At 63.0% G+C, this 26377-nt stretch carries 20 protein-coding genes and 2 riboswitches; of the genes, 10 read left to right on the top strand and 10 right to left on the bottom strand.

The genetic code is table 11. The annotated features are described in order from the left end of the window. Positions 1-138 precede the first annotated feature (138 nt). From ACEN8I_RS16525 to ACEN8I_RS16485, 9 genes are all read left to right on the top strand, one after another. Positions 139-846, top strand: coding sequence for a FadR/GntR family transcriptional regulator (locus tag ACEN8I_RS16525; RefSeq protein ID WP_413329608.1), 708 nt, complete (start codon positions 139-141; stop codon positions 844-846). 237 nt (positions 847-1083) lie between these two features. Continuing rightward, a complete protein-coding gene (locus ACEN8I_RS16520; protein ID WP_413329607.1) occupies positions 1084-2631 on the top strand; it encodes a sugar ABC transporter ATP-binding protein in 1548 nt (515 codons plus the stop codon). 39 nt (positions 2632-2670) lie between these two features. Continuing rightward, positions 2671-3654, top strand: a complete 984-nt coding sequence (locus ACEN8I_RS16515; protein ID WP_413329605.1) for an ABC transporter permease — start codon at positions 2671-2673, stop codon at positions 3652-3654. 65 nt (positions 3655-3719) lie between these two features. Then, positions 3720-4664 carry an ABC transporter substrate-binding protein gene (locus ACEN8I_RS16510; protein WP_413329603.1) on the top strand — a complete coding sequence of 315 codons (945 nt, stop codon included), beginning with the start codon at positions 3720-3722 and terminating at the stop codon, positions 4662-4664. 102 nt (positions 4665-4766) lie between these two features. Next, the gene (locus tag ACEN8I_RS16505; protein ID WP_413329602.1) at positions 4767-5603 is read left to right on the top strand and encodes an amidohydrolase family protein; all 837 of its coding nucleotides are present in this window, start codon (positions 4767-4769) and stop codon (positions 5601-5603) included. An 18-nt stretch (positions 5604-5621) separates the two neighbouring features. Next, on the top strand, positions 5622-5951 hold the full coding sequence (locus ACEN8I_RS16500) for an L-rhamnose mutarotase (protein ID WP_413329601.1): 330 nt from the start codon (positions 5622-5624) through the stop codon (positions 5949-5951). A 28-nt stretch (positions 5952-5979) separates the two neighbouring features. After that, positions 5980-6990 (top strand): zinc-binding alcohol dehydrogenase family protein, encoded by a 1011-nt coding sequence (locus ACEN8I_RS16495; protein WP_413329600.1) that lies wholly within the window; start codon positions 5980-5982, stop codon positions 6988-6990. 13 nt (positions 6991-7003) lie between these two features. Next, positions 7004-8143 carry a mannitol dehydrogenase family protein gene (locus ACEN8I_RS16490; RefSeq protein WP_413329599.1) on the top strand — a complete coding sequence of 380 codons (1140 nt, stop codon included), beginning with the start codon at positions 7004-7006 and terminating at the stop codon, positions 8141-8143. 188 nt (positions 8144-8331) lie between these two features. Next, positions 8332-9102, top strand: coding sequence for a transglutaminase-like domain-containing protein (locus tag ACEN8I_RS16485; protein ID WP_413329598.1), 771 nt, complete (start codon positions 8332-8334; stop codon positions 9100-9102). A 233-nt stretch (positions 9103-9335) separates the two neighbouring features. On the opposite strand, the gene ACEN8I_RS16480 is transcribed toward ACEN8I_RS16485, so the two are convergent. From ACEN8I_RS16480 to denD, 10 genes are all read right to left on the bottom strand, one after another. After that, a complete protein-coding gene (locus tag ACEN8I_RS16480; protein ID WP_413329597.1) occupies positions 9336-11237 on the bottom strand; it encodes a hypothetical protein in 1902 nt (633 codons plus the stop codon). 1015 nt (positions 11238-12252) lie between these two features. After that, a complete protein-coding gene (locus ACEN8I_RS16475; protein WP_413329596.1) occupies positions 12253-12993 on the bottom strand; it encodes a sulfite exporter TauE/SafE family protein in 741 nt (246 codons plus the stop codon). A gap of 1 nt (position 12994) precedes the next feature. Further along, positions 12995-15889, bottom strand: a complete 2895-nt coding sequence (gene gcvP / locus ACEN8I_RS16470; RefSeq protein WP_413329595.1) for an aminomethyl-transferring glycine dehydrogenase — start codon at positions 15887-15889, stop codon at positions 12995-12997. Between the two features lie 56 nt (positions 15890-15945). Further along, positions 15946-16311, bottom strand: coding sequence for a glycine cleavage system protein GcvH (gene gcvH, locus ACEN8I_RS16465; protein WP_413329594.1), 366 nt, complete (start codon positions 16309-16311; stop codon positions 15946-15948). Positions 16312-16373: 62 nt separating this feature from the next. Further along, positions 16374-17534 carry a glycine cleavage system aminomethyltransferase GcvT gene (gcvT, locus tag ACEN8I_RS16460; protein ID WP_413329593.1) on the bottom strand — a complete coding sequence of 387 codons (1161 nt, stop codon included), beginning with the start codon at positions 17532-17534 and terminating at the stop codon, positions 16374-16376. Positions 17535-17573: 39 nt separating this feature from the next. After that, positions 17574-17675, bottom strand: a riboswitch (glycine riboswitch). A gap of 21 nt (positions 17676-17696) precedes the next feature. Then, positions 17697-17811: riboswitch (glycine riboswitch) on the bottom strand. 6 nt (positions 17812-17817) lie between these two features. After that, a complete protein-coding gene (locus ACEN8I_RS16455; protein ID WP_413329592.1) occupies positions 17818-18372 on the bottom strand; it encodes a hypothetical protein in 555 nt (184 codons plus the stop codon). A 76-nt stretch (positions 18373-18448) separates the two neighbouring features. Then, positions 18449-19726, bottom strand: a complete 1278-nt coding sequence (locus ACEN8I_RS16450; RefSeq protein WP_413329591.1) for a TRAP transporter large permease — start codon at positions 19724-19726, stop codon at positions 18449-18451. A 124-nt stretch (positions 19727-19850) separates the two neighbouring features. Continuing rightward, a complete protein-coding gene (locus tag ACEN8I_RS16445) occupies positions 19851-20345 on the bottom strand; it encodes a TRAP transporter small permease (RefSeq protein ID WP_413329590.1) in 495 nt (164 codons plus the stop codon). Between the two features lie 118 nt (positions 20346-20463). After that, positions 20464-21435 carry a TRAP transporter substrate-binding protein gene (locus tag ACEN8I_RS16440; protein ID WP_413329588.1) on the bottom strand — a complete coding sequence of 324 codons (972 nt, stop codon included), beginning with the start codon at positions 21433-21435 and terminating at the stop codon, positions 20464-20466. Between the two features lie 71 nt (positions 21436-21506). Next, entirely contained in the window at positions 21507-22529 is a 1023-nt protein-coding gene (denD, locus tag ACEN8I_RS16435; protein ID WP_413329587.1) for a D-erythronate dehydrogenase, read from the bottom strand. Between the two features lie 1027 nt (positions 22530-23556). On the opposite strand from denD, the gene ACEN8I_RS16430 reads away from it, so the two are divergent. After that, positions 23557-26361 (top strand): LamG-like jellyroll fold domain-containing protein, encoded by a 2805-nt coding sequence (locus ACEN8I_RS16430; protein WP_413329586.1) that lies wholly within the window; start codon positions 23557-23559, stop codon positions 26359-26361. Positions 26362-26377: the final 16 nt, after the last annotated feature.

Genomic DNA, 26377 nt, shown 5'->3' with positions numbered 1-26377 from the left:
CCTGCTTTCGCTCCAAAGCTCTAAAATTGGTAAGGCCAACGCGCCTGCGTTGGCCTGGCGTTGAATTGGCCTTACCTTTCTGGTCATCACCCATGACAAAACCGCCGTCGCATAAACTGCACTTCACGCAGAGGACCCATGCTGGACCAACTCAAACAGGTCGACAACCGTCGGCTCTATCAACAAATTGCCGACCAGATTCGCACCTTCATTGACAAGGGCAACTACATCGCGGGTGCGCGGCTGCCGCCGGAGCGCGATCTGGCCCAGCAGCTGGGCGTCTCACGCCCCTCGGTGCGCGAGGCGCTGATTGCGCTGGAAATCGAGGGTAGCGTGGAAGTGCGCATGGGCGCCGGCGTGTATGTTTGCAGTGCGGCCCAGCGCAAGCCGCAGGCCCTGGCCGCCATGGGTGAAAGCCCGATCGAGCTGATGCAGGCGCGCGCCGCCATCGAGGGAACCATCGTGCTGCAAGCCTGCGCCAAGGCCACGCCCGAAGCACTGTCGGCACTGCGCCAGATTCTGGACAACATGCTGTCTGCCGTGGCGCAAAACCGCTCGCCCCTGGCCTTTGACCGGCAGTTTCACCAGACGATTGCAGCCATGACGGGCAACTCCGTGCTGGAGCGCCTGGTGGGTGAGCTATTTGACGAACGCCACAGCCCGATTGCCGCGCGCCTGAGCGCGCATTCCGAATCCGGCCAGACCTGGGCCATCGCGCTGCAGGAGCACGAAGCCATCTTGCGCGCCCTGGAGAGCCGGGACGTGCTGGCCGCACAGACCGCCATGCGCGCGCACCTGCAAGCCTCCGAACAGCGCTGGGTCGAGAGCCGCCGCGAATGGTCATGATCTAGAGCTTGTTAGCCTCTCGCCTGGTCAGGCCTGTGCAATTGCGCAGGCTTTTTTTCGTCTTTTCACGTCCATCAGTGACCCCAGGCCACGGGTAAGCACCAATACACACGCACTTCCTGGTAAGGCCAAATACGGCAAATTGTGTCAGGTGGCCTTACCAATTTGCGCAACAGCAAATTTATCCATCCCGGTCTCCCTGACCCCCACCAAGAGGAACTCGCATTGCTGTCATCCGTGTCCGATCCCGTCCGTCCCGACGCGCCCAGCCCCGCCGAGGCTGGCGTACTGTTGCGCCTGGAAGGGATTACCAAGCGCTTCCCCGGGGTGCTGGCACTCGATGGTGTGAGCTTTGACGTGCGAAGTGGCGAGGTACACGCGGTGTGCGGCGAAAACGGCGCAGGCAAATCGACACTGATGAAGGTGATCAGCGGCCAGTACCAGCCCGATGCGGGGGCCTTGCACTATCGCGGCGAGGTTTGCCGGTTCCAGTCCACCTCCGAATCCGAGGCTGTCGGCATTGCCATCATTCACCAGGAACTGAACCTGGTTCCGCACCTCACGGTGGCCGAAAACATTTACCTGGCCCGCGAGCCACGAAAAGGCTGGCTGATTGACCGGGCGGCATTGCGCCACCAGGCACAGCAATGCCTGGACCGGCTGGGGCTGGACATTGCACCGGACGCCCTGGTCAAAACCCTGTCGGTGGCCCAGCAGCAGATGGTGGAAATTGCCAAGGCGCTGTCGCTCAACGCCCAGGTGCTCATCATGGACGAGCCCACCTCCTCCCTCACGGAGTCTGAGACCGAGAAGCTGTTTGCCATCATCCACGAGCTCAAGCGCACGGGGGTGGGTATTGTCTACATTTCCCACCGCCTCGACGAGCTGGCGCTCATCGTGGACCGGGTCACTGTCCTGCGCGACGGGCGCTACGTGTCCACTGAACGCCTGGCCGACACCAGCGTGGAAGAGATCGTGGCCAGGATGGTGGGGCGCTCGCTGGACGATGTATTCCCCAAAAGAACATCCGTGCCCACGACCGACGTGTTGTTGCGCGTTGAGGGCCTGACCCGCCAGGGTGTGTTTCACGACGTGAGCTTTGAGCTGCGCCGCGGCGAAATCCTGGGCTTCGCCGGGCTCATGGGGGCGGGGCGCACCGAGGTGGCTCGCGCCATTTTTGGCGCGGATCCCGTCGACGCCGGCGAGGTGTTTCTGGACGGGCAGCGTCTGACCATTCGCTCGCCACGGGATGCGGTGCGCCAGGGGCTGGCCTATCTCTCGGAGGATCGCAAGCACGACGGGCTGGCATTGAAGATGACTGTGGCCCAGAACATCACACTGGCCCACATGGATGCGGTGTCCAACCGCGCGGGCATGATCCAGTTTGACAAAGAGCAGGATGCCGCACGCCACTACATCGGCGCGCTCGACATCCGCACGCCCGGCAGCAGCCAGATCGTGCGCCTGCTTTCGGGTGGCAACCAGCAGAAACTCGTGATCAGCAAATGGCTGTTCCGTGAATCACGCGTGCTGTTCTTTGACGAGCCCACGCGCGGCATTGATGTGGGCGCCAAGTACGCCATCTACCAGTTGCTGGACCAGCTCGCGGGCCAGGGCATCGGCGTCGTGATGATCAGCTCCGAGCTGCCCGAAATCATGGGGATGACCGACCGTGTCGCGGTCTTCCATGAAGGCCGCCTGGTCACTATCCTCCCCACCCGCGAAACGCATCAAGAGGAAGTCATGCACTACGCCTCCGGCCGCAGCGTGCCCTCTGCCAGCTGACCCGCTGAGCCTTCCTGGACCCTTTCCCCGGACCCCACCATGACCGAACAACAACAAGACCTGTTTCAAAAATTTGCCGCGCTGGCCAGCCTGCTGGGACTCATCGCCATCTTCTCGTTCACCAGCAACGCCTTCTTCAGCGTGGGCAACGGCATGACCGTGGCGCTCCAGGTGACGTCCATTGCCTATCTTGGCATCGCGGCGACCTGCGTGATCATCACTGGTGGCATTGACCTCTCGGTAGGCGCCATCCTGGCGCTGGCCGGCGTCGTGGCAGCCATGCTGGTCAAGGCGGGCGCGCCCGTGCCGCTGGGCATGTTTGCCGGCCTGCTGGTCGGTGGGCTGTGCGGGTTGATCAACGGCCTGTGTGTGACGGTGCTCAAACTGCCGCCCTTTATTGCCACCTTGGGAATGATGCTGGTGGCACGCGGCGTGGCCTTGCAACTGACCGACGCCCGCGCCATCAGCGGCCTGGGCGAGAGCTTTGCGGAACTGGGCAATGGCGCCTTGTTCCGCATCGTCAATATCGGTGCCGACGGCTTCCCCGATGTGGTGTTCGTCGGCATTCCCTATCCCGTGGTGCTCATGGTCGTGCTGGCGCTGGCCGTCTCCATCCTGCTGAACCGTGCCACGCTGGGGCGCCATCTGTACGCCATCGGCTCCAACCTGGAAGCCGCCCGGCTTTCGGGCGTGAACGTCAAGGGCGTGACGCTGTTTGCCTATGTGCTTTCCGGTCTGCTGGCCGGGCTGACCGGCTGCGTGCTGATGTCACGCCTGGTCACCGCCCAGCCCAGTGAGGGCCTGATGTATGAACTTGATGCGATTGCCGCCGCGGTGATAGGCGGCACCTCACTCACGGGCGGTGTGGGCACAGTGTCCGGCACCGTCATTGGCGCGTTCGTGATCGGCATCCTGCGCAACGGTTTGAACATGAGCGGCGTGTCCGCGTTCACCCAGCAAATTCTGATTGGCGTCGTCATCCTCCTGGCCGTCTGGATCGACCAGATGCGCCATCGCAAGTGATCCCTACCGGCAGGGCTTACCGGGACTTCGAGAGACAACCTCTACAACCACCCATGAGGAAAGAAATGAAAAAATTTATCCACACCCTGATCGCAGCCGCCCTGGTGGCTGCGTCGTCGATGGCTCTGGCCGCCGACAAGGAAATCGCCGTCATCGTGAAGACCGCCAATTCGGACTTCTGGCAAAACGTGAAGAAGGGCGCCAACGCCGCCGTCGGCAATCTCAAGGGCTACACCGCCACCTTCCAGGGCGCGGCATCCGACACCGACCTGGCCGGGCAGGTATCCCTGGTGGAAAACGCCGTGAACCGCAAGGTCGCCGGCATTGTGCTGGCCCCTTCGGATCCGGATGCCCTGATCCCCGCCATCAAGAAGGCCTGGGAAGCCAAGATTCCTGTTGTGCTGATTGACTCGGCCGCAGCGGACTCCGGCAAGGCTTACTACCAGTCCTTTCTGGCCACCGACAACAAGACTGCCGGGGAAATGTGCGCCAAGACGTTGATCGAGAAGATCGGCACCACCGGCAAGATTGCCATCATGTCCTACACCGCGGGCTCGGGCTCCGAAATCGGCCGCGTGGGAGGTTTCACCGACTACATCAAGAAGCATTCCAAGCTGCAGATCGTGGGCCCCTTCTACTCCAACTCGCAGATGGGTACCGCACTGAACCAGACCACCGACGTGCTGGCCGCCAATCCCGACCTCAAGGGCATCTTCGGCGCCAACGAACCCACCGCTATCGGCATGGGCCGCGCACTGGTTCAGGCGGGCAAAGCCGGCAAAGTGGTGGCCATTGGCTTTGACGGCAACTCCGACCTGCAAGGCTTTGTGAAAGACGGCACCATCGAGGCGATTGCCGTGCAAAGCGCCTTTGAGATGGGCAACCTGGGCGTAAAGACCGTGGCGGAAATTGTGGAAGGCAAGAAAGTGCCGGCCTTCCGCGATACCGGCGTGTTGATGGTCAACAAGAAAAACATCGACTCGCCCGCTGCCAAGAACGTTCTCTACTGAACCACCCGAACCCTGGAACCCCTCCGGCACCGGCTGCCGGAGGAGGGCCTATGCACACCACGGATTTGAAACTTCTTTCCCGCCCAGCCTGAGAAAACCCCCATGCTGATCGATGCGCACCAGCATTTCTGGAATCTGGCGGACCGCACCGGCCATTGGCCGCCGGCCGACCTGGCCGCCATCCACCGCGACTTTGGCCCGGCCGACCTGCTGCCTGAACTGGCGCGATGCGAGGTGACCGGTACCGTGCTGGTCCAATCGCTGCCCACCATCGCCGACACGATCTACTTGCTGGAGACAGCGCAGCGCAACCCCTTCGTGCGGGGTGTCGTGGGATGGGTGGACCTGCTCGCCGCGGATGCCCCCGCACAAATCGCAGCGCTGGCACGGCAGCCCAAACTCAAGGGACTGCGCCCCATGCTGCAGGACATACCCGATACCGATTGGATCACCAATCCCGCGCTGGAGCCTGCCCTGCGGGCCATGCAGACCCAGGGGCTGGTGTTCGATGCCCTGGTGCTGCCCCGGCATCTGCCGGCGCTGCAGGCCATGGCCCAGCGGCATCCCTCGCTGTCCGTCGTCATCGACCACGCAGCCAAGCCTGAAATCGCCCTGGGGCGGCTGGAGCCCTGGCGCGGCCATATGGCGGCGCTGGCAAACCTGCCCCAGGTGTACTGCAAGCTGTCAGGGCTGCTGACCGAGGCCGGCGCCCACCCCACCGCGCAGGCGCTGGGCCCGTATGTGGACCATGTCCTGAAGGTCTTCGGGGTGCGGCGATTGATTTGGGGCAGTGACTGGCCGGTACTGGAACTCGCAGCCGACTACCCCGGCTGGCTGGCCATGGCCCGCGCCCTGTGCCGCGCCCACCCGGACATGGACGACGCTGGCATGGCGGCCATCTTTGGCGGCAACGCGCGCCGCCTGTACTACCTTGACTGAGTTATAGACGGAGATTGCATGCAACGAATGGGATGGGTCATTGGTATTGACCCCCAACACATCGCCGAATACAAGCAGCTGCACGCGGCCGTCTGGCCCGCTGTGCTGCAGCGCATTCGCCAGTCGCAGCTGCGCAACTACAGCATTTTTTTGCGGGAGCCGGAAAACCTGCTGTTCGGCTACTGGGAATACCACGGCCAGGACTTTGACGCGGACATGGCGGCTATCGCCGCCGACGCAGAAACGCAGCGCTGGTGGGCCCTGTGCGGCCCCTGCCAGCGCCCCCTTGAAACCCGCGGCCCGGGCGAGCACTGGGCCGCCATGGAATCCGTCTTCCACATCGACTAGCACTCACCACTTCCACCCAAGGACATCTATGCTCACAGTCATTTGCGAAACTCCCGGCGTGCTGCGCACGGTCGAAGCCGCCATGCCCATCCGCAATGAAGGCGATGTGCTGCTGCGCATCCGCCGCGTGGGGGTGTGCGGCACCGATCTGCACATCTTCACCGGCACACAACCCTTCCTCGCCTACCCACGCGTCATGGGCCACGAAGTCGCGGGTACCGTGGAGGAGGCTCCGGCGGGCAGCTCCCTTCAGCCTGGCGACACGGTCTTCGTCATGCCTTACCTGTCGTGCGGCCGATGTGTCGCCTGCCGCCAGGGCAAGACCAACTGCTGCGTCCACATCCAGGTACTGGGCGTGCACCGCGACGGCGCCTTCACCGAGTATCTCAACGTACCCGCGCAGTTTGTGCGCAAGGCGGAGGGTGTGTCACTGGACCAGGCCGCCATGCTGGAATTTCTGGCCATTGGTGCCCATGCCGTGCGCCGCGCCGACGTGCAGCCCGGTCAGCGCGTGCTGGTGGTGGGGACGGGGCCCATCGGCATGGCCGTCCTGCTGTTCGCCGGCCTGCGTGGCGGCCAGGTCACGGCGCTGGACACGCGAAAGGAGCGGGTGGACTTCTGCAAACAACACCTGGGTGCGCATGCGGGTGTCTTGATCGCCGACAACGACGTGGACGAGCTGCGCGCGCTGACCGACGGAGATTTTTACGATGTCGTTTTTGACGCCACAGGCAACGCAAAGGCCATGGAGCGCGGCTTCCAGTTCATTGCCCATGGCGGCAAGTATGTGCTGGTGTCGATAGTGCGGGACAACATCACCTTCGCCGATCCGGAATTTCACAAGCGCGAGGCCACCCTGATGGGCAGCCGCAATGCCACCATGGAAGACTTCGAAACGGTGCTTGAGGCGATGCGGGGCGGCAAAATCCCCACCGCGGCACTCAACACCCATCGCATGGCCCTGGCCGATGTACCCGCCCAATTCGCCACCCTGCTGGATCCCACGCAGGGCGTGGTCAAGGCGTTGATCGAATGCTAAGCGGAACTTGCACGTGAGCACTCCCATCCTCCAGTTCGGCACCGGGCGCTTTCTGCAGGCGCATGCGGACCTGTTTGTGTCCCAGGCCCTGGCGCAAGGCCAGGCACTGGGCGGCATTACCGTCGTGCAGAGCACGGACAGCCCGCAGAGCAGTGTGCGCGCCGCGGCATTGGCACATGGCTATCGCGTGGAATTGCGCGGCATGCAACAAGGCCGACGTATCGAGGAGGTCGTGCAGGTGAACGCAGTGCAGGCCGTCTGGCATGCACGCCGCGACTGGGCACAGTTGCGCGATGCCATGGCCACCACCGTGCAGGTCGTCATCTCCAACACCGCGGATATGGGCTATGCGCTGGACGACTCCGACACGGCGGCGCTGCTGCACAGCCCCACGGAGGCGCCGCGCAGCTACCCCGCCAAGCTGGTGGCGCTTTTGCACCACCGCTGGCAGCAGCAGCCGCAGGCTCCCCTGACGCTGTATCCCTGCGAACTGGTCAGCCGCAACGGTGACACACTGCGCAAGCTGGTATCCACGCTGGCACAGGGCTGGGGCCTTGCACCCGCCTTCCTTCGCTATGTGCGGGAGCACTGCGTGTGGGTCAATTCACTGGTGGACCGCATCGTGTCGTCTCCGCTGGAACCCGCCGGTGCGGTCGCCGAGCCCTATGCGCTGTGGGCCATTGAACGCCAGCCGCGCATGGTGCTTCCTTGCAGCCACCCGGCCATGGTGGTGACGGATGCACTGGCCCCCTTCGAGCAACGCAAGCTCTGGCTGCTGAACCTGGGCCACACGGTATTGGCCGAACGCTGGCAACTGCTGGGCGGTGCCGCCGACATGACCGTGGTGCAGGCCATGCACACCCCGGTGCTGCGCACCCTGCTGGAGGCCGTGTGGGCCGACGAGGTGCTGCCGGTATTTGACGCCGAGGGCTCAGGCCCCGAGGCCCGCGCCTACCTGGTGGAATTGCGCGACCGTCTGCTCAACCCGTTTCTGGAACACCGTCTGGCCGACATCGCCAAAGACCACGCGCAGAAGAAGCTGCGCCGCCTGGCACCCGTGGTAGAGCGCGCCGTGGCCCTGCAACTGCCCATCGCACAGACCCAGCTGCGCAATGCCTTGGCCGACACCGGAGGCACCCTGTGCACTCCCTGAAGCGCCGGCTGGCCACCCGCTTTTGATGGCATGCTGCGATGCAACATCCCACGCCGCGGGCCCTGATGTCTGCCTTCTCCCCGAGGAAGAAGGAGCCGGACCCCCAGAGGCCGGGCGTGGAACCGAAATTCGCCGCAATCGCATCTGCGGGGTTACTATGCGTGAACGATTCACTCCGTGGTGATCCCATGGTGGCACTTGCCGCACAATTCGATCCGCCGCGCCGGTTGCATAAAAAAGTCAGCGACCGGCCGCAGGACTGGCTCGGCACGACGCCGCTGCTGGACCTGGACGACACCAAGCTGCGCCTGAAGGCTCGCGCACTGGTCCAGCTGTGCCGCACTGATCGGGACAAGGCGCTGGCCATCTATCGCTTCGTCAAGCACCTGCCTTATACCAAGCGAGTCAAGCTCCAATACCCGACGGCCCGCGACGTGCTCGAGACGCGCGGAGGCGACGGCGACGACAAGGTGACCCTGCTGATCGCGCTGATGCGCTCTGCCGGCATCCCGGCGCGGGTGCGCTACATGGAGATGAACGGCGAAATGCTGCGCGGCCTGATCCCCAGGGCCACGCCGGCGGCGCGTCCGCTGGCGGAGATCTGGCTGGGCCGTTGGGTGCGTACCGACACCTATATTTTTGATGCCGAATACGTGGCTGCCGCCCTTGAACACATGAAAGCGAACGGCTGGGAATGCGGCTGGGGCATTCACGTCAATGCCCAGCTTCTGTGGGACGGGAAGAACGACGCCTTCCTGGGCGGCAAGCCCAGCGAGCAGGACCCCATGATCAAGCGGCTTCTGTGCGTGGTGAGCGATCCCCTGGAACTGGTGTCGGCCGCCCTGGGGGGCAGCGGGCTGCGTTACCGCCGGTCGCTGCGGGCCTTGCACTGGAATATGCTGGCGCCCACCATGATCAAAGCCATTCGCGAGCTGCGGGCCAGCTCCCGTTCTTCTTGAAATAACGTTAACAGGCCCTAGCCCTTCGCCGCAACAACTCGGGCACCGATTGGCGAAGTAAGGTGACGGTGATGGTGATGGTGATGGTGATGGTGATGGTGATGCCGGTGGCGAGGTAGCTTCAGGAGCGTGAGCCTAATAAGGTCGCGGACCACAGTCGCCTATGTCGCCTGCCACGACAGGATTTCCTGTAAGCGAGTAGGGAGCGGCCCCTCTCAAGTGCGTCGCGCTGCTCATACATGCTGCGTTTCTTTTTCAGTCGGCGGCGCAAGATTCATCCGAATGATCGCCGGCATAAGGAAGCCGTATTGGCACCAGTCGACCATGACGATGTTCGGGGCCCGTGCACGCCAAGCCTCCGCCCAGCCAATGATGGTTTCATTGTATTTGCTAGCGTAGTACGCCAGCGACTTTTGGTCGGGGTAGTCAAGGGTCTGCGGCGTTAGAACGCCCTGCATCACGAATAGCTTTTCCCGCGAAGCCTGCCCGACCTCCTTGTCTAGAAAAGCCATCAATGTTCCGATCTGATTGGTGTTTGCCCACGGGGAATGCAGGTAGACGCTCCTGTCCCAGAATAAGGGCTCCTTGTCCAGGATTCGCTTTCCGCCACCGCCGGGGTTGTAAAGCAAGATCACCTGCCGCTTCTTGCCCCACAGATCCTGTATTCGCGTCTGGTCGGGCCGACTGCGATCAGCCAACAGCGGACCCAACCTGTCTTTCAGGTACTTGGCCAGTTGGTCGTGCTGATCGTCGGTTACGTCCCAAAATGCCTGGAAGTCCAGGATGACGATCTCGCGCTTGAAGTAGCCCAGGAAGAACGAGATCTGATCTATCGCGTCTGTGATGGCGCCCGAGTAGAGCGCGTGGATCGTCTTCAGTTGACCGTTTTCTGGCGCCACCCGGAGATCGAAGTAACGGATGCCAGCATGTAGCTGTCGGTCGATGCTCAGGCCCTGCGCCTTCGCAAACGGAACCACCCATGCGCGTGGGAAGTGGCGAATCGATGGGTTGCCGTCTGGCGAGAAGTTTGAAGCAGAAGTGATGTCCGAGGTGCCGCTGTCGTGTGTTCCGGGAAACACGACCGATCGCAAGGTTAGCGGCCCCAATACTTCCGCCAACATATCCATCCAACGGGCACCAAAAGGCGTGACCATGCCCAGCCGCTCGTCCAATCGCGTGTCTCTGCCGAACTGCCCCAGGGCCGTCACGAAACCGGCCTTCGTAATGCCAACCGAAATCCCTTGACTATCGGGGCCAAAGTCCTGCGCTGGTCCCCAACGGGTCTTGCCGTCCCACCGTTGGACTGTTCCCGTTCGACTCTCGGTTCGGTTGCCCGTACTGTTGATCTGAACAAACGTGCCCTCGTCGTTCAGGGATACGCGAGCCCCATAACCAGAGGCGAATGAAGGATTTTCCGAGAACCAGGATAGGGCGCCCTTCGGAATCGTTAATTGGCCTATGCGATACCAGAGGCCCGAACCCTCTCCGCGGGTCTTCTGGACCACCATGAGCAAGCTGGTGTTGCTCAGCGATACCTGCGGCTGGGATCCAGTGCTGAACTGATCATTTCCAGACCAGCGCACCGTCTTGCTGCCTACATCCGCCTCGCCGTACCAGCAGTCGAGATTCCAAGGCCACAGGACGTTCGCCGACTGGTGTACTTCCGCGATGGAGCCGGCATTGTTCATGCTGACGCTGGGTCGAAAGCCCATGCCATAGTGGGGCTGTGCCGAGCCCCAGGTGACGAGGAAGCCGTTGGGCTGCAATTGGCCCAGTCGATAGAACATACGCCGAGTGAAGGCGTTGTTGGTCTCCTGAACCGACAAGACGGTGCCGTTATCGTTGATAGTGACGGAAGGATGAAAGCCGACTTCGTACTCCTCGTCGGCTCCCCAATGGATGGTGCGGGCAGCGAAATCCGCACGACCAACACGATAGAACATCCGGTCCGTTCCCGGTTTGACGAAGACCATCACGATCTCGTTGCGATTGTTCATGGCGAAGCAGGATTGCTCGCCTTGCGTCACGGCGATCACGCCGGTCAGCCAGGTTAGGCTGCCGTCGCCCGCTGTCGTAGCTTCGGTGATCGACTCTTCATTCTTCAGCACCAGATCAGGAACAGAGGGATTCGGCACGGTCGCTCCTTCCGGGGGCCGCTGCAGGCTATGGCAGCAAAGGAGGCACAGCACCAAGCCCCAAAAAGGCCGTACCGTCGCGTCAGGTTAGATTCAGTCGGGTGTCGGCCTTCTGGCATGCAACTGCCTATCGAGATCAGCCCACTCGGGCATCGGATACGGTTAATGCTCGCCAGCAGGTGAGATCGAGGTTGCTCGCGAATACTGAGCCAGCACCGAACCAAAGAACGTCGAGTACCGCGCTTTCGGCACTGATCGTTTCGGGTATGGAGACACCGGGCAAAGACACGTCTCGTGCAGAAATTACATACTCGCAATCGTGCGCGCCAGTCAGCGAAAGTTGGCGCTGCGGGGCGATTCGAATTACGCCGGTGGGCTGGTGAACAGGCATCCCGTTCTTTCGGATTTCGACCGTGATTTGGCGTGTTAGCCAGTTGTTTATGAGCATTGGATGGACTCGCTATCCGCCTGTTGGGTTGAGAAATGTTGACCCTTGCCACCACACCAGAGTGGTGGCCGGGGCGAACACTGCGCCAGAGGCAAACCATGCGATGTGCAAAATACCTCGGTCGGGCTGGCTTGGAACTTCGACTACGCCCAAGTTGCGCATGTCTCTGTACGTTTCCCAATAGCTAAGAAACAGACCATTGCCGGCTGCGAGATCCACCTCCTGGCTTTTGCCCGCCTCAATGCTATGGGAGACGTTTCCGCCGTGTTTGACAAACTCTCCGCTTGCATTTCGGGATGCAGGAGTGACAAGCAATTCGCACGTGGCGAACCAATTGCATATGGTTATTTGCATCCAGTTCATTCTAGTAACTGTTCGCGCGTGCCGCCTCCTCCGTATGGAGGAGGCGGCACGCGCCAGCGCACCTATGGAACTGCTGTGCGGTCTATCGAATGAAAGGGATTTACCCGTTCTGATCCATGCTGCATAACCACGGTACAAACCCGCGCGGCATGAATTGCGAATCAAGCCCGCAATGACAAGGCAATCGCGCTTAACCTGTCCGCCCTAAAAGTTCCGAACTGACGAAGCCAGCATGGCCAGGCCGGAGCAGGTCAGCAGGCTCAGCACCAGCCTGCGAAAGGCCAGGTCGCTGATACCCGTGTAAAGCCGTCCGCCCAGCCAGGCGGGAATGAGCGCCGCGGGCGCCACGATGGCCAGCATGGGCAGCGTCTCGCGGGTGACTAGGCCGGCCGCTCCGTAGCTGGCCATGGTGACGGTCAGCACCGCCAGATTGAAGTTCTGGATGACGGCGCGCTGGTCCGCTTTCTCGTAGCCCCGCAGGGTGCACCACAGCGTCGGAATGACGCCGCTGAAACCGCCCAAAGCACCCATGAAGCCGCCGGCGACGCCTGCCGCGCCGTCGGCAATGCGCCCTCCATGGTGAATGCGCGGAAGCTTGCCCGAAAAAAGCATGGCCGGACACCATGCCGCCAGCAATACGCCGAGAAACAGCTTGAACAGCTGGACGTCGAGCCGGGGCAACAGCAGCAAACCCAGCGGCAGCCCCAGCAGGCCGCCTGCCAGAAACGGCAGCAGGCGCTTCCAGTCGGTGTTGCGGCTGACGGTGAAGGCCGCCATGAGCTGGCCCACCAGCCCGCCGAACACCGCCATGACAGCCGCCAGCTTCGGGTCTATGGCCCAGGCCCAGAACGACATGGCGACCAGGCTGAAGCCGAAGCCCGACAGGCCCTGGACAAAGCCCGCCGCCGCCGCGCCCGCGACGATCAGGAGGATTTGGTTGTCCAACTCAGGCGTAATCGCTCACGGGCACGCAGCTGCAGAACAGGTTGCGGTCGCCGTAGACGTTGTCGACCCGGCCCACGGGCGGCCAGTACTTGGCCTGCTTGAGCGAAGCCAGCGGGAAGCCGCCGGTCTCGCGCGAGTAGGGCCTGTCCCAGCCGTCGCCCAGCAGGCTGGCCGCGGTGTGCGGCGCATGCTTGAGCGGGTTGTTGTCCTGCGGCCATTGGCCGGCTTCCACTTTGCGGATCTCGTCGCGTATCGCGATCATCGCGTCGATGAAGCGGTCAAGCTCGGCCAGGGTTTCGCTTTCGGTGGGTTCCACCATCAGCGTGCCGGGCACGGGAAAGCTCAGCGTGGGCGCATGGAAGCCGTAGTCCATCAGGCGCTTGGCCACGTCCTCGGCGCTGACGCCGCTGGTTTCCTTGAGCGGGCGCAGGTCCAGGATGCATTCGTGGGCCACGTGGCCGTTTTCGCTGGCGTACAGCGTCGGGTAGTGATCCTTCAGGCGCGAGCTGATGTAGTTGGCGCTCAGGATGGCAACCTCGGTCGCCTGCGTCAGGCCCTCGGGGCCCATCATGCGGCAGTACATCCAGCTGATGGGCAGCACCGCGGCATTGCCCAGGGGCGCCGCCGAGACAGCGCCCACGCCGTTGCCGGGAATGCCCGCCGTCGCATGGCCGGGCAGGTAGGGCACCAGGTCGGCCACCACGCAGACCGGGCCCACGCCCGGGCCGCCGCCGCCGTGCGGGATGCAGAAGGTCTTGTGCAGGTTCAGGTGGCTCACGTCGCCGCCGAACTCGCCGGGCGCGGCCACGCCGACCAGCGCGTTCATGTTGGCGCCGTCCACGTAGACGCGGCCGCCGTGGCTGTGCACCATGGCGCAGAGTTCTTTCACCTGGGTTTCAAACACGCCGTGCGTGCTCGGGTAGGTGATCATCACGCAGGCCAGCTTGTCGCTGTGCTGTTCGCATTTGGCCTTCAAGTCGGCCATGTCGACGTTGCCGCGCGCGTCGCAGGCGGTCACGACCACGCTCATGCCAACCATCTGCGCGCTGGCCGGGTTGGTGCCATGGGCCGAGGAAGGGATCAGGCAGATGTTGCGGTGGCCCTGGCCCTTGGCTTCGTGGAAGGCCTTGATGGCCAGCAGGCCCGCGTACTCGCCCTGCGAGCCGGCGTTGGGCTGCAGGCTGATGCCGGCATAGCCGGTGGCCTGGCACAGCCAGTCGCGCAGTTGCTTGTCGAGCTCGGCATAACCTTGCAACTGGTCGGCGGGCGCGAAGGGATGGATGTTGGCGAACTCGGGCCAGGTGATGGGAATCATCTCGCTGGTCGCGTTGAGCTTCATGGTGCAGCTGCCCAGCGGGATCATGCTGCGGTCCAGCGCCAGGTCCTTGTCGCTGAGCATGCGGATGTAGCGCAGCATGCCGGTTTCGGAATGGTGGGTGTTGAACACCGGGTGCGCAAGGAAAGGCGTGGCGCGGCGCAGCTCGGCGGGGATCAGCGATTCCACGCCTTTTTCGAAGGCGCTGACCACAGGCAGGGACTGGCCGGGTTTGGCGAAGAAGGACCAGAGCAGTTCGATGTCCTTGCGGCTGGTGGTTTCGTCAAGCGACACGCCCAGATGATTGTTCAGGCGAAAGCGCAGGTTGGCGCCGGCCTGACGCGCGCGCTCGGCAATCGCGGTGGTCGCGTCGCCGGTCTTCACGGTCACGGAGTCGAAGGCGCCGGTGTTGGTGATCTCGTAGCCCAGCTCCTGCAGGCCGCGCACAAAAACCGCGGTGTAGGCCGCCACGCGCTCGGCGATGCGCTTGAGGCCCTGCGGGCCGTGGTAGACGGCGTACATGCTGGCGATCACGGCCGGCAGCACCTGCGCGGTGCAGATGTTGGAGGTGGCTTTTTCGCGGCGTATGTGCTGCTCGCGCGTCTGCAGCGCCAGGCGGTAGGTCGGGTTGCCGTGGCTGTCGACGCTGACGCCGACCAGGCGGCCAGGCAGCGAGCGCTTGAACTCGTCGCGGCAGGCCAGGTAGGCCGCGTGCGGGCCGCCGTTGCCCATGGGCATGCCGAAGCGCTGGGTGTTGCCCAGCACGATGTCGGCATCCCATTCGCCGGGCGGGGTCAGCAGCGTGAGCGCCAGCAGGTCGGCCGCGACGCACAGCGCCGCGCCATCGACGTGGGCTTGGCCCGCGAGCGGGCGCAGGTCATGGATGCTGCCGGTGGTGGCGGGGTACTGGGCCAGCACGCCGAAGTAGTCGCCCTCGGCCATTAGCTGCGGCACGGTGACGGCCGCCGTGCTGACCTTGACCGTGATGCCCAGCGGTTTGGCGCGGGTCTGTATCACTTCGATGGTCTGCGGATGGCAGTCGCCCGCCACGATGAAGACGTTGCTCTTGCTTTTGACGCTGCGCTTGGCCAGGGTCATGGCTTCGGCGGCGGCCGTGGCCTCGTCGAGCATGGAGGCGTTGGCAATCGGCATGCCGGTCAGGTCGCAGACCATGGTCTGGAAATTGATCAGCGCCTCCATGCGGCCCTGCGAGATCTCGGCCTGGTAGGGCGTGTAGGCGGTGTACCAGGCGGGGTTCTCAAGGATGTTGCGCAGGATCACGCCCGGCGTGTAGGTGCCGTAGTAGCCCTGGCCTATGAAGTTCTTGAACACCTTGTTCTTGGCCGCGATGGCCTTGAGCTGCTTGAGCGCGGTGGCTTCCGTGACCGGGGCCGGGATGGCCATGGGCGTGCTGCGCGCGATGGAGCGCGGAACGATGCCCTCGACCAGCTCGCGGCGCGAGGCCGAACCCACGACGCCGAGCATGTGGACTTCGTCGGTTTCGTCGATGCCGATGTGGCGGGCGATGAATTCTGAAGGGTTTTCGAGGTCGCCCAGGGGCTTGGCGGTTTGCATCAACATGTCGGGTTCCGTGTCAGGCTTGGCAGCAGGAAGTCAAAAAAGTAAAGGCCGGGAAATCAGGCGGCGAAGGCGGTGTAGCGGGTTTCGTCCATCAGCGCGTCGAGCTGCGAGGGATCGGACAGCTTGATCTTGAAGAACCAGCCGGCGCCCATGGGGTCGCTGTTGGCCAGGGAGGGGTCGTCCTTCAGCGCTTCGTTGATGGCGGTCACTTCGCCGCTCACGGGCATGTAGACGTCGGCCGCGGCTTTCACCGATTCGACGACGCCGGCGGTTTCCTTTTGCGCGAAGGTGGTGCCCACGGCGGGCAGGTCCACAAACACCACGTCGCCCAGCGCGTCCTGCGCATGCACGGTGATGCCGACGGTGGCGGTGTCGCCTTCAATCTTGAGCCATTCGTGGTCTTCGGTGTATTTGACGGTCATGAGAATCTCCGGAGGGTTGAGGGGTGGGGAAAGAAGAAGGCTTTAGCCGCGGTTAACCACGGTTATCCACGGAAGTAGCGGTTGGGGACAAAAGGCATGGCCGCGACTTCCATGGGCACGGCCTTGCCGCGCACGATGGCGTTCACGCGTGTGCCCAGGGCTGCGAATTCGGGTTTCACATAGCCCATGGCCACCGGCTGGTTGATGGTCGGGCCCAGCAGGCCGCTGGTGACTTCGCCGATCACCGTGCCGTCGGTGCTTTGCAGTTCCGTGTGGTCGCGCACGGGAACGCGCTCCAGCGCTACCAGGCCCACGCGCTTGCGCGCCAGCGTGGCGGGGTCGGCCAGCTGGGTCAGGATTTTGTCCGCACCGGGGAAACCGCCCGCGCGCGCGCCGCCCGTGCGCCGCACTTTTTGCATGGCCCAGTTGAGGCTGGCTTCCACCGGCGTCGTGGTGGTGTCGATGTCATTGCCGTAGAGGCACAGGCCCGCTTCCAGACGCAGCGAGTTGCGCGCGCCCAGGCCTATGGGCTTGACCTCGGGCTGGGCGAGCAGCGCGCGCGCCAGCGTCTCGGCCTGCGAGCCGTGGACGGAAATTTCAAAACCGTCTTCGCCGGTGTAGCCGCTGCGCGTGAGGAAACAGTCGCAGCCGGCCACCGTGAAGCGCCCGCCGGTCATGAACACCAGCTTTTCGACGCCGGGCGCCAGGCGCTCCAGCGCCGTGACAGCCTGCGGGCCCTGCAGCGCCAGCAGCGCCATCTCGGGCATGGGGATGACTTCGCAGCGCGCGCCTATCTTTGCCTGGATGTGCGCGATGTCGCCCACCTTGCAGGCGCCGTTGACGATGACGAACAGGTCGCCGCCATGGGCGTAGTCGCGGTTGAAAAACATCAGGTCGTCGATGATGCCGCCTTCGTCATTGAGCAGCAGGCCGTAGCGCTGCTTGCCGGCGGGCAGGTCGATCACGTCGACGGGGATCAGCGACTCTAGCGCCGCCGCGGCGTCGGCGCCCACCAGGCGCAGTTGGCCCATGTGGGACACATCGAAGAGGCCGGCGGCCTGGCGTGTGTGGTGGTGCTCGGCCATCAGGCCCGCGGGGTATTGCACCGGCATGGAATAGCCCGCAAAAGGCACCATGCGCGCGCCCAGCTCCAGGTGCAGCGCGTGCAGCGGCGTTTTCAGCAGGGTTTCGGGTGCGGCGGAAGAGGTGGACGAATCGGACAAGGCATTCTCCGGGGGGGCAAACAGGTTCTAAATCCATCGGTTGCCCCTGCTGTCCACTTTACCTGAGAGATTCGCCCGGCGATGCGGGTTTGCTCCTTCGGTGGGCCGTCTTTGCGGCGGCCTCTCTCCAGTAGGGAACGCCTTGCCGCGTGGTGCGCCGCAGGGCGGTTGCCAGTCCTTTTGCCTGAGCGTTCAGTGCACCAAAAAGGGTTGCCCCTGGGGTGTACGTGCGCCTTCGGCGGTTTTCTCGGGGAAAACTCTCTCCTGACCCCGGAAGTGTAACTTAGGCTACCTGGTGCTGCGGCAGCAGCATGGCGATGCGCTCGCTGATGGAGTCGGCGCGCTCGTGGCCGGCGATTTTTTCGATTTCCTCGATCATTTCGCGCGAAGCCGTGAGCATGCTCTCGCGGTCCTTGGCGTTGCGCAGCGCTTCGCGAAAGCGTTCGGCCATGACCGGGTCGCGCCGCGCGAACATGCGCTCGCAGATGTCGAAGAGGAACATGCGCGTCGTGGCCAGTGAGCGCTTGCCTTCAAACTGGTCGGCCGAGACCTGGATGGCCTGGGTGGTTTCGGGGCTGGGGAAGTTCTGCAATTGCGCGGGTGTCGGTGCCGGCGCGGGGGCGGGCGCTGCCACCGTTTTGCCCGGATGCGCCTCCAGAAAGCCCTCGCGCAAAAGGCGCAGGGCAATGGCTTCGCCGTCGCCGTCGAACAGCGGGCGGAAATCCTGGGCGGATTTGCTGCCGTCGGCCATCAGCAACAGGGTGCGCTCGCGCTGGCCAAGCGTTCTCACGCCGGGCCTGAGCTCGGCGCGGGCGCGGTCGGTTTTGTGGAGCTGCATGGATTTCATCCTGAAATGAAAGCCCGAGCATGGCTTGCGCAGATGACAGCGGCGTGAAACCCCCGCCTGAAAAAAGCTATTTGGCGTAGACCAGGTCGCGCAGGCCCAGCGACAGCTGCGGTACGTAAGTGATCACCATCAGGCAGGCCAGGATGACCAGTACAAAGGGAACCAGGTGGGTAACGATGCGGTCCAGCGATATCCTGGCGACGGTGCAGGCCGCGAAGAGGTTCACGCCAAAAGGCGGTGTGATCATGCCCAGCGCGAGGTTGACCACCATCACCAGCCCGAAGTGCACCGGGTCTATGCCGAAATGCACCGCCACCGGCGCCAGGATGGGTGCCAGCACGATGATGGCGGCGCTGGTCTCTATGAACATGCCGATGACGAACAGCGCCGCGTTGACGCCCAGCAGGAAGAGGGCGGGCGACTGCAGCACGGCTTCCAGCCAGTGGCCGATGGCATCCGGCACGCCCGCCCGGGTGATCAAAAAGGCGAACAACCCGGCGTTGGCGATGATGAACATGATCACGGCGCTGGAGAGCACCGACTTGCGCAGGATGGCGTAGAGGTCGGTCGGCTTGATTTCACGGTAGATCACGACGCCGACGACCAGTGCGTAGAACACCGCAACGGCGGACGCCTCGGTCGGCGTGAAAATCCCGCCGTAAATGCCGCCCAGGATGATCACGGGCATCAGCAGCGCCCAGCCTGCCTGCCAGGTCGCCTTGCCGAAGCTCAGCCTGCCGTCGCCGTCGTGTTTGCCCCAGCCCTTCCAGCGGCAGTACAGGTGCACGAACAGCATCAGCGCGAAGCCGATCAGCAAGCCCGGGCCGAAGCCGGCGATAAAGAGCTCGCCGATGGAGACCTCGGCACTGACGCCGTAAAGAATCATGGGGATGGACGGCGGAATGATCACGCCCAGTTCCGCACTGGTGGCCTGCAGGGCCGCGGCGTAGGCAGTGGGGTAGCCGTGCTTGATGAGCGCCGGTATCAGGATGGCGCCTATGGCAAAGGTGGTGGCCACCGACGAGCCGGACACGGCCGCGAAAATCATGCAGGTCAGCACGCAGGTCATGGGCAGGCCGCCCTGGATGCCGCCCACGATGCTTTTGGCAAATTCGACCAGCCGGCGCGAGATGCCGCCGGTTTCCATCAGGTTGCCGGCCAGGATGAAGAAGGGAATGGCTGCCAGGGGAAACTTGTTGATGGAAGAGAACATCTCCTTGACGGAGATCAGCATGTTGGCGTTGGAGGCCTGGATGCCGAAGATCGACGCCAGGCCTATGGAGACGGCCACCGAAACGGTGAGCGCAAAGCACAGCACCATGGTTGAAATCATTACCGCGGTCATACTTGGCCCCCACGCTGTTCACTTCGTGTAATGCGCTTCCCCCCGAGGGGGCCGCTGCGCCTGCGGCCCGGCAAAGCCGGTTCCGCGGCCCCTGCTTGAATGGGGTGAAATCCAACTTGTGTTTTCATTGTGCGGTTTCCAGTTCGTTGCGCTGTGGATCGATCAGGTTGCCGATGAGGCCGATCACGCAGAACATGCCGCCGACCGGCATGGCCACATAGCCCCAGAACATCGAGACGGATTCCAGGCCCGCCATGGACTGCACGCGGCCGCGCAGTGCGTAGTCCCAGCCCCACCAGACGATCACCGCGATCAGCGCCAGAGCCGCCAGGCAGACCAGCCAGTCCAGCACGCGCCGCACGCGCGGTGGGCTCCAGCGGTAGAGCACATCCACGCTGACCATGGCACCTTGCCGGAAGGCCATGGGGATGCCCATGAACACCATCCAGATCAGGCTCAGGCGGATCAGGATTTCGCTCCACTCGGCGGGCTGCTCCAGGACGAAGCGCGTGACGATCTGGAACATCCCGAGCATCGCCGCGATGACGAGCATCAGGCAGGCCACCAGCATGGAAAAGCCGGTGGTCCATCGCTCAAGTTTGAGGAAAGCTTGTTTCATGAGAGGGCCGATGGAGAGGGGAGGGTGGATGGAAAACGCCCGCCAGTGCGATGCCTGCGGGCGTATTCAGCGACACCGGATGCGGCAAACCGTGGCGAAAACCCCAGCCTGCGCACCCTTACTTGTAGTTGCGGATCGCGTCGATATTGGCCTTGCCGAATTGCTTTTCGAATTCGGCATTGACGGGCGCCAGCGTGGCCACGAACTTGGCCTTGTCGACGTTCTCGATCACGGTCATGCCCTTGGCGCGCAGATCGGCCACCCCGTTGGCGTCATCCTGGTCGACGCGGGCGCGGTTGGCTTTGGTCGCTTCCTTGGCCGCGTCGATGAAGGCCGTTTTGTCGGCGGCGCTGAGCTTGTCGAAGGAGGCCTTGTTCATCAGGAAAATGCAGGGCGAATACACATGGCCGGTCAGTGACAGGTGCTTTTGCACCTGGTCGAACTTGGCGGACATGATCACGGACAGGGGATTCTCCTGGCCGTCGACGGTGCCCTGCTGCAGCGCGGTGAACACTTCAGGAAAGGCCATGGGGGTGGTGATGATGCCCAGGCCTTTGTAGGCCGCGATGTGCACCGGGTTTTCCATGGTGCGCATCTTCAGCCCCTTCAGGTCCTCCGGCAGCCTCACGTCGCGCTTGCTGTTGGTCATGTGGCGAAAGCCGTTCTCGGCCCAGGCCAGCGCCTTGAAGCCCTTGGCATCGAATTTGGTCAGCAAGTCCTGGCCTATGGGGCCGTCCAGCACGGCGCGCGCATGCGCCTTGTCGCGAAACAGGAAGGGCACGTCGAGGATTTTGGTCTCGGGCACAAAATTGGGCACCGGGCCGGTGGAAGAGAAGGCCAGCTCCTGGGTGCCCAGTTGCACGGCCTCGATGGATTCACGTTCACCGCCCAGTGCGCCGTTGTAGAAGGTCTGGATTTTGTAGCGGCCGGCCGTGCGTTTCTCGACTTCCCTTGCGAAGGTGTCGATGGCGACACCCTGGTGCGAGTTCTGGGCTGTGGAAATGCTGATGCGCATGGTGCTTTGCGCGCTCACCGATGCGATGAATCCCAAGCCCAAAGCCATGCCGACCAGCAGTTTTGAAATTTTCATGGTGTCTCCAAATAATCGTTGTGTTCGGAAAATCCGCGACTGCGATGTGCAGCCAGCCGTATGCACACCTATTATTGCGTCATCGCCTCGGGCGCGGTGCGCGGGTTTTCGCTTAAGTGCGCGGCGATGATGCTGTCAAAGTCCTGGTCGGGCAAGAGGCCCAGGCCTCTGGCCCGCGCCGCATCTATGGTGGCCGGCCAGTTCGTCACGATGTTGGCGACGGCCGGGTCGGGCGTCCAGTCGATCAGGCTGGCGGCCTCTTTGCCGGCCACGCGTTCGAGCGCGGCGGCCATCTCGCCTACGGTGGTTTTCAGCGCCGGCAGGTTGACCGCCGTGCGCGCGCCCCATTCCGCATCGCCGGCTTCGGCGGCGCGCACCAGCCCTTCAATGGTTCGCGCGGGGGACGACAGGGCCACGGCGGTTTCGGGCGGCACCGGGCAGGCCGCGCGCAGGCCCGCCAGCGGCTCGCGGATCATGCCGCTCAAAAAACTGGAGGCCGCGCCGTTGGGCTTGCCGGGTCGCACGCTGACGGTCATCAGCCGCACGTTGCGCCCGCGGATGAAACCCTTGCGCGCGTAGTCGGCCACCAACTGCTCGCCGATGAATTTCTGGATGCCGTAGCTGTTCTGCGGCGTGGGCAGCGTCCTGTCGTCGATCACCGGCGGCAGGGGCTGCGCCGGCGAATTGCCGAACACCGCGAGCGAGCTCGCGAACACCACGGTGGGCGAGCTTCCCAGCTTGCGGCAGGCCTGCAGCAGCGCGCGTGTCGCGTCGACATTGCTGCGCATGCCGAGGTCGAAGTCGGCTTCGCATTCGCCGCTGACGGCCGCGGCCAGGTGGAACACCAGCGCGTCTTCGGCGCGCACCACCTGCGAGGCGGTGCCGCTTGCTAGCAGTTCGTTCAGGTCGCCGACCACGGCGCGCACGCGCGGGTCCGCTGCCAGCGCGGCCGGCGGGGCGACCCGGTCGACCAGGGTCACGGTCTGGATGGTTTGCGGTACGCCGCCTGCAAGAGAAAGCCGTCCCTGTTTAAGCAGCTGCTGCGCCAGCCTTGCGCCCAGGAAGCCGGCGCCGCCGGTGATGACGATGTTCATGTGTCTCGTATCTCCATATTCTCTGTTCTTGTTTGCCGCGGCGTGTAGGCCAACGTACCGCACAGTTTAGGCCAGGGTTTGTTTCTTCTTGGTGTTGAGCCACTTCTTGGTTCGAAGCTGTTGGCTTCGCGTGTTAAACGGCAGGACTGCGAAAACGAACTCGGTAGTAACAGCACGTGACACCAAACGCGGCAGCTGGCGCCGAAGAATGCAGCCAGGCCGGGCTAGCGCCAACGGTAATGAAGCATAAAGAAGTCGTTGGCTCTTGATGAATACGCTATTTGAATTACATCTCGCTCGATTTTGTCAGGTGACTTTTATCAGAAGCGTATGAGATTGGTAAGGCGGAATTTCGAATCCGAAGATTTCGTTGTCTATATGCACACATGTGATTTGTTACCACAGATGGAGGATGACAAGCACAGACCCTCTCTCTAGACTGCCTTCACATTTGCTTGCTTGAAGCGCAACAAGAAAAAATCAAAGAGGGATTCACGTGGGTTCTTTTCAACGACCCGCACCGGACATGGTGCGAGTGGCTTCACTGTGCTCGCATGCAGCGGATGGAACCGCTCAAGCGCTTGTCCGGCAACTTGTAAAGGCGGTTATGTCGAAAGAATTTATGCGGCGGCTCATTGCAATTTTGTTCCTGGGCTTTTTACTTTCTTCCGCAGCCCAGGCTTTTCCGGTTGCCGCAGCACGCCAAGGCATATACGCAGGCAATGGGCCGTGTTCCACGGATGCGGCATCGTCATGTCAGGCGCAGGGATCGTCGTCAAGCGGTGCCCCATTCATGATCCTGCAAGATACTGTCAATTGGGAGGCCATGGTTCCGCAGCCCTATATCACGGTTCCGAACGGGAATGTCATTTGCGGCGTTGTGAAAGCAGGCAGTGCCCTCTACGGTGCGTTCTCTTGCACCATACCGGCCGGCTGCCCCATCAATTCAACACAGTCCGGATCCACCTGCAACTGCAACGCCGGCTATATAGAGAATTCCGCCAAGAATGGGTGCTCTCCCGGAGGCGTGGGCGGCACGACCGTCGACATCCTGCGCGCCACCAAGGCTTCAAGCTGCCCATGGTGCGAGGCCAATCCCATTTACCCCTTGATTGGCGCCAAGGTGGAGCCCGTCGCCACCGGCATGAGCGTGGGCGGGCAGCCGCTGGTCTTCACCTACGACAGCGCCAAGCAGGCGGCAGCCATCGCTGCGGGCAAGACCGCCAAGACCTTCGGCAATATGCCCTCGCTGGGCGGCCTGTGGGAAAGCAGCCTGCACCGCAACCTGGTCATGGGAACCGGCGCTTTTGGCGCCACCTTGTTCCGCGGCAACGGCCATACCGTCAGCTTCCGATACTCGGGAACCGCCTACATCGCCGATGCCGATGTGAACGGAACTTTCGCGGCCATCTCCGGCGGCTACCGTTATGTTGATGCGAAGTCACGCATCATCGAAACGTACAACATGGCAGGCCAACTCATCAGCTGGGCCGATACGGCCGGCAACATGCTGAGCTTCAGCTACAGCAGCGCGCCCGGAGGGGCTGCCCCGGAAGCCGGGTATTTACTGAAAGTCACCGACAACAACGGCCGCTTCCTGAGCTTCGTCTACACCTTGCCATCCGGCGGGATCGCCGCCCTCGATGGGGTCATCACCAGTGTCAGCGACTCCACGGGCCGCACGATAGGCATCAGCTTTGATACCGGCGGCAACCTCAAGCAGCTGACCTGGCCGGACACCAAGACCCGCCAGTTCGTGTATGAAAACACTTCCTTGCCTTGGGCCTTGACAGGTGTGATCGACGAAAAGAATGTCCGGTACGCCACTTTTTCCTACGATGCCACCGGGCGTGCGTTGTCGACCGAGCATGCCGGTGGCGTGGACAGGCACTCGGTGAGCTACACGGCGCCGCCGCAGGTCACCATGACGCAGACTTACGACTCCAGCACGCAGATCACCACCCGCACGCACGAGTGGCAGGCCCCGGTCGGCGTGCAGCTGACACGGCCCAATGGGGAAACCACCAATGCCAGCAACAGCAACGTGCTGGGTTATCCGCTGCCGACGGGCTTCTCGCAGCCGGCCGGCTCCGGCTATGGGGCTTCGAACAATGCCTCAACGTTTGACGCCAGCGGCAACCTGACGTCCACCGACGACTTCAGCGGCCAGCGCAGCTGCTATGCCTATGACACAAGCAACCGTGAGACCGTGCGTGTCGAGGGCCTGGCCACCACCGTGGCCTGTGCCAGCGTCCTGCCCGGTGCTTCAACGCTGCCCGCCGGAAGCCGCAAGACCGAGACCAGCTGGCATGCCGACTGGCGCCTGCCCATCAAGGTAAGCCAGCCTTTGCTGATCACCAGTACGGTTTACCACGGCCAGCCTGATCCGTTTAACAGCAATACCGTGGCCTATTGCACCACGGCCGCAGCGCTGCCCGACGGCAAAGCCCTACCTGTGGTGTGCAAGAGGGTGGAGCAGGCCTCCACGGACGCCGACGGTGCCCAGGGTCTTGCCGCCACGATAGATACCAGCGTGCCGTCGCGTACTTCCAGCTTTACTTATGACGCCATGGGCCGGGTGCTCACCAGCACGGATCCGTTGAATCGTGTGACCACCCGCGCTTACTATCCCACGGCATCGAGTTTTTCTGACTCAGAGGCCAATTCAGATCCGTACTTTTCTTCGGTAAGTGTTCTGTTGCGTGGCGAGGGCGCCAACAATTCAACGACCATACTGGATACTGCCTCCGCCCCCAAGACGATCACCGTGGGTGGCGGGGCCAAGATCAGCACCGCGCAGAAAAAATCCGGTGGCTCGTCCATGACTTTTGGGGGTGACGGGGACTATCTGACCGTTCCGGCCAGCCCGGGCAACAACCTCAACTTCGGCACCGGCGACTTCACCATCGAAGCGTGGTTCTACCTGGCTTCGGCGGGCTCAAGCTACCGAAGTGCTTTGGTGATCCCCTGGGGATCGACAAACATGGCCATTCGCTTTGGGGACGGCGGATTTGGCGGCAGGCTTTTGTATGGGATCGATTCTTCGACATTCCCCACGCTGTATAGCGCGGACCACTCGCAAGAGACGCTTGTCGGCGCCTGGCACCATGTGGCCCTCACGCGCAACAGCGGCGTCGCCCGGGCTTTCCTGGACGGCAATTTGCTGACCGTGCGCAACAACAACTTCGGAGGCAGCCCGGTGACTTCCTGGGCGGACACCAGCAACATCACCTCCGTCACGCAAGCCTACGTCTCCTACCCGAGCGGCCAGACATGGCATGGTTATATAGACGATGTCCGCATCACCAAAGGTGTGGCCCGTTACACGGCCAGCTTCACGCCACCCACGGCGCCCGTCAATGACCCGAATGCCATAGGCCACGTGGCTGGCGATCTGCAAAGCATCACCAACGCGGCAGGCCACGTCACGCAGTTCACGCTGTATGACAGGGCCGGGCGCGTGCGCCAGATGACCGACCCCAACGGCGTTGTGACCAACATGACTTACACACCAAGAGGTTGGGTGAACAGTGTGGCGGCCACTCCGCCAGGTGGTACGGCCAGAACGACTACCTATACCTATGACGATGTAGGCCAGCTCGCAGTTGCAACCATGCCAGATGGCACAACGCTGAGCTATGGTTATGACGCCGCGCACAGGTTGACCAGCGTCACCGATGCCAAAGGCAACTCGGTGACCTACACCCTGGACAACATGGGTAACAAGGTCGGCGAGCAGGTGAAAGACTCGTCGAACACCCTGCAAAGAAATATCACGCGCGTCTACGACACCCTAAGCCGAGTGCAGCAAGTCACGGGAGCGAGCAATTGAAAACACAACAAATAAC

Origin of the sequence: Polaromonas sp. CT11-55 (assembly GCF_047303325.1) — a bacterium.
Classification (GTDB): domain Bacteria; phylum Pseudomonadota; class Gammaproteobacteria; order Burkholderiales; family Burkholderiaceae_C; genus Polaromonas.
The sequence above is the reverse complement of the archived record's forward strand: the minus strand, read 5'-3'. Positions and strand labels throughout refer to the sequence as shown.